This window comes from Mycobacterium sp. E2327 (genome assembly GCF_001672675.1).
Taxonomy (GTDB): domain Bacteria; phylum Actinomycetota; class Actinomycetes; order Mycobacteriales; family Mycobacteriaceae; genus Mycobacterium.
In genome coordinates this window covers 1-5,885 of the sequence record NZ_LZKE01000121.1, presented here as the reverse complement: position 1 = coordinate 5,885, position 5,885 = coordinate 1, and the positions used below count along the sequence as shown (strand labels likewise).

The 5,885-nt window shown below is 67.2% G+C and carries 4 protein-coding genes; 2 read left to right on the top strand and 2 right to left on the bottom strand.

The genetic code is table 11. The features are described from left to right. Positions 1 to 351 precede the first annotated feature (351 nt). Both A5712_RS14470 and A5712_RS14465 read left to right on the top strand, forming a co-directional pair. Positions 352 to 1,740, top strand: a complete 1,389-nt coding sequence (locus A5712_RS14470) for an NAD-dependent succinate-semialdehyde dehydrogenase (protein WP_068106218.1) — start codon at positions 352 to 354, stop codon at positions 1,738 to 1,740. A 39-nt stretch (positions 1,741 to 1,779) separates the two neighbouring features. Further along, on the top strand, positions 1,780 to 3,480 hold the full coding sequence (locus A5712_RS14465; protein WP_068106215.1) for an alpha-keto acid decarboxylase family protein: 1,701 nt from the start codon (positions 1,780 to 1,782) through the stop codon (positions 3,478 to 3,480). Between the two features lie 102 nt (positions 3,481 to 3,582). On the opposite strand, the gene A5712_RS14460 is transcribed toward A5712_RS14465, so the two are convergent. Both A5712_RS14460 and A5712_RS14455 read right to left on the bottom strand, forming a co-directional pair. After that, on the bottom strand, positions 3,583 to 4,185 hold the full coding sequence (locus A5712_RS14460) for a DUF1269 domain-containing protein (RefSeq protein ID WP_068106213.1): 603 nt from the start codon (positions 4,183 to 4,185) through the stop codon (positions 3,583 to 3,585). Positions 4,186 to 4,378: 193 nt separating this feature from the next. Continuing rightward, positions 4,379 to 5,626: a glycosyltransferase gene (locus A5712_RS14455; protein ID WP_068106209.1), complete on the bottom strand. Its 1,248-nt coding sequence runs from the start codon at positions 5,624 to 5,626 to the stop codon at positions 4,379 to 4,381. Positions 5,627 to 5,885 lie beyond the last annotated feature (259 nt).

The window sequence follows — 5,885 nt, the reverse complement described above, 5'->3', positions numbered from 1 at the left end:
ACATGCTTGGCACAAGTGTGGCGATGATCGACGCCGAAGCGCTGCACGCCAGCCACCAACCCACATACCGGCCAGCACCAACACGCTCCGGACACGACTCTTCGGGAACGCGTCCAAGCGCGTTGTAAACCGGCGCAATACTGACGGTCCGTCAGAAAGTCACCGCATCGGCCGACATTGCTGCTGGCCGGTATATCCATTTGCCGGTGGCGGTAACGACATGTGCTTGCGGCGCCCGCATCCTGAGATCAACCCCGCGACAGCAAAGGCTGCGCGTAATCGCTTGCAGAAAAAGAAGTTACAAGCCAAGCAGCGGTGAGGAGCCGCTCGGAGACAATTGGAGGAACAACCATGGCATACCGGACAGTCAACCCGTTCAACAACGAGGTTGTGGCCACCTTCGACGAGCTCACCGATGCGGAGGCGATGAACCTGCTCGCCCAGGCGCAGAAGACATTTGAGTCCTGGAGCCAGACGTCCTACACCGAGCGCGCCGCGTTGTGCCGGCGTGCCGCCGCCATCCTCACCGAGCGGCCCGACGAGTTCGCCCGCCTGCTGACGCTGGAGATGGGCAAGCTGTACAAGGAGGCGCTGGGCGAGGTGGCGCTGAGCGCGCACATCTTCTCCTACTACGCCGACAACGCCGAAAAGTTCCTGGCGCCCGAGCGCATCGACACGATCAGCGTCAACGACAACGCGATGCTCGTCAGCCAACCGCTCGGCGTGATCCTGGGCGTGCAGCCCTGGAACTTCCCCTTCTACCAGCTGGCGCGCGTGGCGGCCCCGAACCTGATGGCGGGCAACGTCGTCATGGTCAAGCACGCCTCCAACGTCCCGCAGGCCGCGGCGGCCTTCGAGCGTCTGCTGCTCGAGGCGGGCTTCCCCGAGGGCGCCTACACCAACCTGTTCGCGACCAAGGACCAGATCAACCTGCTGATCGACGACCCGCGAGTGCGCGGTGTGTCGCTGACCGGCAGTGAGGGCGCCGGCAGCGTCGTCGCGGCCCGGGCCGGCAAGAACCTGAAGAAGTCCACCATGGAGCTGGGCGGCTCGGACGCGCTGATCGTGCTGGACGACGCCGACCTCGACAAGACCGTCCCCTGGGCGGTGTGGGGCCGGATGAACAACGGCGGGCAGTGCTGCGTGGCGTCCAAGCGGATCATCGTCGCCGAGGAGATCGCCGACGAGTTCTTGGAGAGGTTCTCCGCCGCCCTGGCCGATCTCAAGGCCGGCGACCCGTTCGACGAGGCGACGACCCTGCCGCCGATGTCGAGCCAGGGTGCGGCCGACGAGCTGAACGACAAGATCAAGGCGGCGGTCGAGGCCGGGGCGACGGCCATCCCGCTCGGTGAGCCGGTGCCCACCACGGGTGCGTTCGTGCAGCCGACGATCCTGACCGACCTGACCCCGGACAACCCCGCGTACTACCAGGAGTTCTTTGGGCCGGTGGCGCTCTTCTTCCGTGCCACGAGCGAGGACGACGCCGTCCGGCTGGCCAACGACTCGCACTTCGGACTCGGCGGTTCGGTGTTCACCCAGGACCCCGAGCGCGGGGTCGAGGTGGCCAAGCGGATTGAGACCGGCATGGTGTTCGTCAACCACCCCACCTGGACCAAGCCAGACCTGCCCTTCGGCGGGGTCAAGCTGTCGGGCTACGGGCACGAACTCTCCGGCATCGGCATTGCAGAGTTCGTCAACAAGAAGCTGATCAACGTCGTGCCGATCGACGCGCCCGAGTAATCCAATTCCCCAGTGGTTCAACGTAAAAGGAAGGCAATCATGGCTGACTTCACCGTGGGGAAGTACCTCGCGAAGCGGTTCGAGCAGATCGGGCTGAAGCACTACTTCATGGTCCCCGGGGACTACAACCTCGTCCTGCTCGACGAGCTGCTGGAAAACGAGAACGTCGAGCAGATCGGCTGCTGCAACGAGCTCAACGCCGCCTACGCGGCCGAGGGCTACGCCCGGGTGAACGGCGTCGGCGCCGTGCTCACCACGTTCAACGTGGGGGCGTACTCCGCGCTGAACGGGGTGGCCGGCGCGCACGCCGAACGGCTGCCCGTGATCATGGTGTCCTCGAGCCCCAACACCAACGACGCGGGTGAGAACCACATTTTGCACCACACGGTGGGCACGCACGATTTCACCGCGCAATACGAGGTGTTCCGCCAGGTGACCTGCGCGGCGGTGCGCATCCAGCATCCCGACAACGCGCCCGCCATGATCGATTACGCGATCAGCACCGCGCTGCGCGAGCGCAAGCCCGCCTACATCGAGATCCCGTGCAACCTGTCGGCCGCGCCATGTGCCGCACCCGCGCCGTTCTCGGAGTTGCCGGCCTGGCAGCCGAGCAACGCGCGGACGCTGGCCGACGCCGTGGCGCGGGCCACCGACCTCATCGCCGGGGCGAAGAAGCCAATCCTGTTGGCCGGCGTGCATCTGCGCGCCTACGGCGCGATCGACGCCTTCCGCGAACTGGCCGAGGCGCTGGGCTGCGCGGTGGCGGTGATGCCGAACGCCAAGGGCTTCTTCCCCGAAGACCACCCGCAATACGCCGGGATCTACTGGGGCGAGGTGAGCAGCCCGCAGTGCCAAGCCATCGTGGACTGGGCCGACCTGATCGTGGCCGCCGGTCCGGTGTTCAACGACTACACCACGGTCGGCTACAGCGCCATGCCGCCGCGCAAGCGGATGATCAACGCCGAGCCCCGGGTGGTGCGGTTCCCTGACTCCGAGTTCACCGGCGTGTCGCTGGCGGACTTCCTGTCCGACCTCGCGAAGAAGGTGCAGGCCAACGACGCCACCCTGACGCAGTACAAGCGGCTGCGGGGGACGGCGCCGGTGGCGCCGCGGCCAGCGGCCGAGGACCCGTCGGCGCCGCTGAGCCGGGTCGAGATGTGGCGGCAGATCGAGGAGGAACTCGACTCCGACACCACCCTGCTGGTGGAGACCGGTGACTCCTGGCTCAACGGCATGTACACGCGGCTGCCCGGTGGCGCCCGGTTCGAGATCGAGATGCAGTGGGGCTCGATCGGCTGGTCCGTGCCCGCCAGCTTCGGGTACGCGATGGGGCTGGAGGAGGGCCGCCGGCTGGTCTCGGTGATCGGCGACGGGTCGTTTCAGCTCACGGCCCAGGAGGTCTCGAACATGATCCGCCACCGCCAGGAGGTCCTGATCTTCCTGGTCAACAACCGCGGCTACGTGATCGAGTCGGCGATCCACGACGGTCCCTACAACTACTACAAGAACTGGGACTACGCCGGGCTGGTCAACGCGTTCAACGCCGAGGACGGCGGCGGGCTGGGGTTGAAAGCAACCACCGCAGCGGAATTGGCCGAGGCGATCGACAAGGCCCGCGCCCACACGGGTGGTCCGGTCCTGATCGAGTGTGAGATACCGAATGACGACGCCAGCCCCGAGTTGATCTCCTGGGGATCGAAGGTGGCCCGCGTCAATTCCCGCCCGGACCCGCGGTTCTGAACAGCGGGTAGCGGCGAGACCCAGCCGGCCGGTAGTGCGAGTTGCTGAGGCGCACTACCGGCCGGCTTTCGCGGATTTAAGAAAACTTGGTCGGCCGGGGGATCAGCTGATGTGCAGCTTCTCCCGCAGTTGGTTCTTGCGCTCCTGGTACTTGCCATGCAGCTCCGCCTTCTTGCGCTCGCGCGCCTTCTTGCGGGCCTGCCTCCGCGCCTCCTCGGCGGCCTCCTCGGCAGCCTCGATCTCGGCCAGGACGTCGTCGGCGGACCGACGCAGCACGGTTCCGCCCTGCGCGGTCATCGCGCCGTCGACGACCTCCTCGGCGTATTCGTCTACCTCGGCCAAGAGTGCGTTGTGGCCGGGCGGTACGTGGCGGCCGACCTCGGCCAGCGTCTCGTCTTGCACGTCCGCCTGATCCATCTCGTAGATTCCCCCGACGAGGCCGCCGGCGCCCAGGCCGAGAAGCATCCCCAGCGGGCCGCCCAGGACGCCGATCAGCATGCCGATCAGACCGCCTGCCAGGAAACCCTCACCGGTGACGTTGTCCGTGTCCTCCGGGACGCGGAGTTGCCCGTCCTCGCTGCGCTCGACGACCGCCGCGCTCTCGAGTCCTACGCGGCCCTCGCGGTCCAGCCCCTTGAGGGTGCTCAGGGCTTGATACGCCTTGCTCGGCTCGTCGAACGTCACAGCAATCACGTTCACGGTCATGGCTATTGCTCCTTTTCTCCCTTACGGCCCGCTGATGGGCGATAGGGAAAGTCAAGGCAGCAGACCCGAGGTGCGCTAGGGACATTCGGCCCTCAATGGTCACCAGTTGACCCGAAGGCACGGCAGGGATTCGCCGAAACGCCGCGACAGCTGCGCTCGGGCGACAGCCAGTTGGCTTAGTGACTGCCGCGCGTCACGACCGAACGCTCACCGCGCCGCTGAGCACTCGCTGCTCGATCAGGTCGGCACCGCGGGCCACGCCGCCGGTTGCCCGGAAACCGCCCGCCACCAAACGGGCGCCGGCCGACATCGTCATCGCCTGCTGCACCTTGGCCGAAAGCCGTTTCGCGGTAAGCTTTTTCGCCGGCAGGCGGGTACCGCACCGCGCCACCTCGACCCGCCGTGCGACCTCGAACTGGTCGCGTCCGAACGGCACCACACACACCGGGACGCCGCGAGCAAGGGCCTTCTGGGTGCCCCCCATGCCGCCGTGCGTGATCGCGCACACCGCGCGGTCCAGCACCGGGCCGTGCGGCACGAACTGAACCACCGTCGCGTTGCGCGTCGGGGGGATGTCGGCGGGCAGGCCCGCGGGCAGCGTCGCCACCACGTGCACCGGCAAGTCGGCCAGGGCGGTGATCGCCGTCCTGACGAGTCTCTCGTCGGCCTGTTGTTGCGACGAGGTCGTCACCAGGACGATCGGCCGGTCGATCGCCTCGAGCCACTCGGGCACCTCGGGCATGGCCGGTTCGAACATGCACGGGCCGATCATCTGCACGGCGTCACCCCACTCGGTTTGCGGGTACTCGAACGGCTTGCCGCTGGCCACCAGCATCAGCGGAGCCCGCCGGAAGAACCCGTCCGCCGACGTGACCGGCGGTGCGCCGGCGCTCGCGCGAATCTTGTTGCCCGCCGGCAGAACCGCCCGCTCCATCATGCCCATCACGATCGGCCGCAGCGCGGCGTCGCGGGCCCGGCCCAGCGGGCCGGCCAACGGAGCCAGACCCAACCCGAAGGGCGGGACCCCGCGTGACTGCAGCGGCGGCGTGTACGGCGAGAAGCATGCCCACGGGGTGTCGCCCGCGTCGGCGACCGACAGGGCGCCCCAGCAGTTGACGTCGACGATCAGGGCGTCGGGACGCGTGCGGGCCACCGCGTCGGCGAAGTCGGCGACTTCGTAAGCGGCCCGGCGGCAGAACACGTCGACGGCCCTCTTGAGGGCACCTCGCGGACTGGACGCCTTCCAGTCGTCGTTGACCGTCGCCTCGATCCGAGGATCGATGATGTCGGTGATGAAACCCAGCTCCCGCGCCATCTCCACGCCGGTGGACAGGGTGCGCAGGTGCACCTCGTGGCCGCGGGCCGAGAGTTCGAGCAGCAGCGCGCTGAACGGGAACAGATGGCCGAGCGCCGGCGACGTGTAGGCCAAGATTCTTGCCATTTGTGTTTTCCCATCTTCTGGGCGCGTGATGAGCATCGGTGTCTCACATTGTTTCCGACCAAACGTCGCGTGTCAGTAGGGCAGGCCACCATATGCACTGGGTGCGAACAGCTATTCGCGGTGTGGTCTCCGGCTTTGCTGAATAGTGCTGACAGGAAGCGCAAATGGCGGCCAGCTGTACCGACGGCGATCGCTTCGTCGGCGACACTGGAGCCATGAGGGCAGCAACCCTACCGATGCTTCGTTGCGGTGTGTTCCC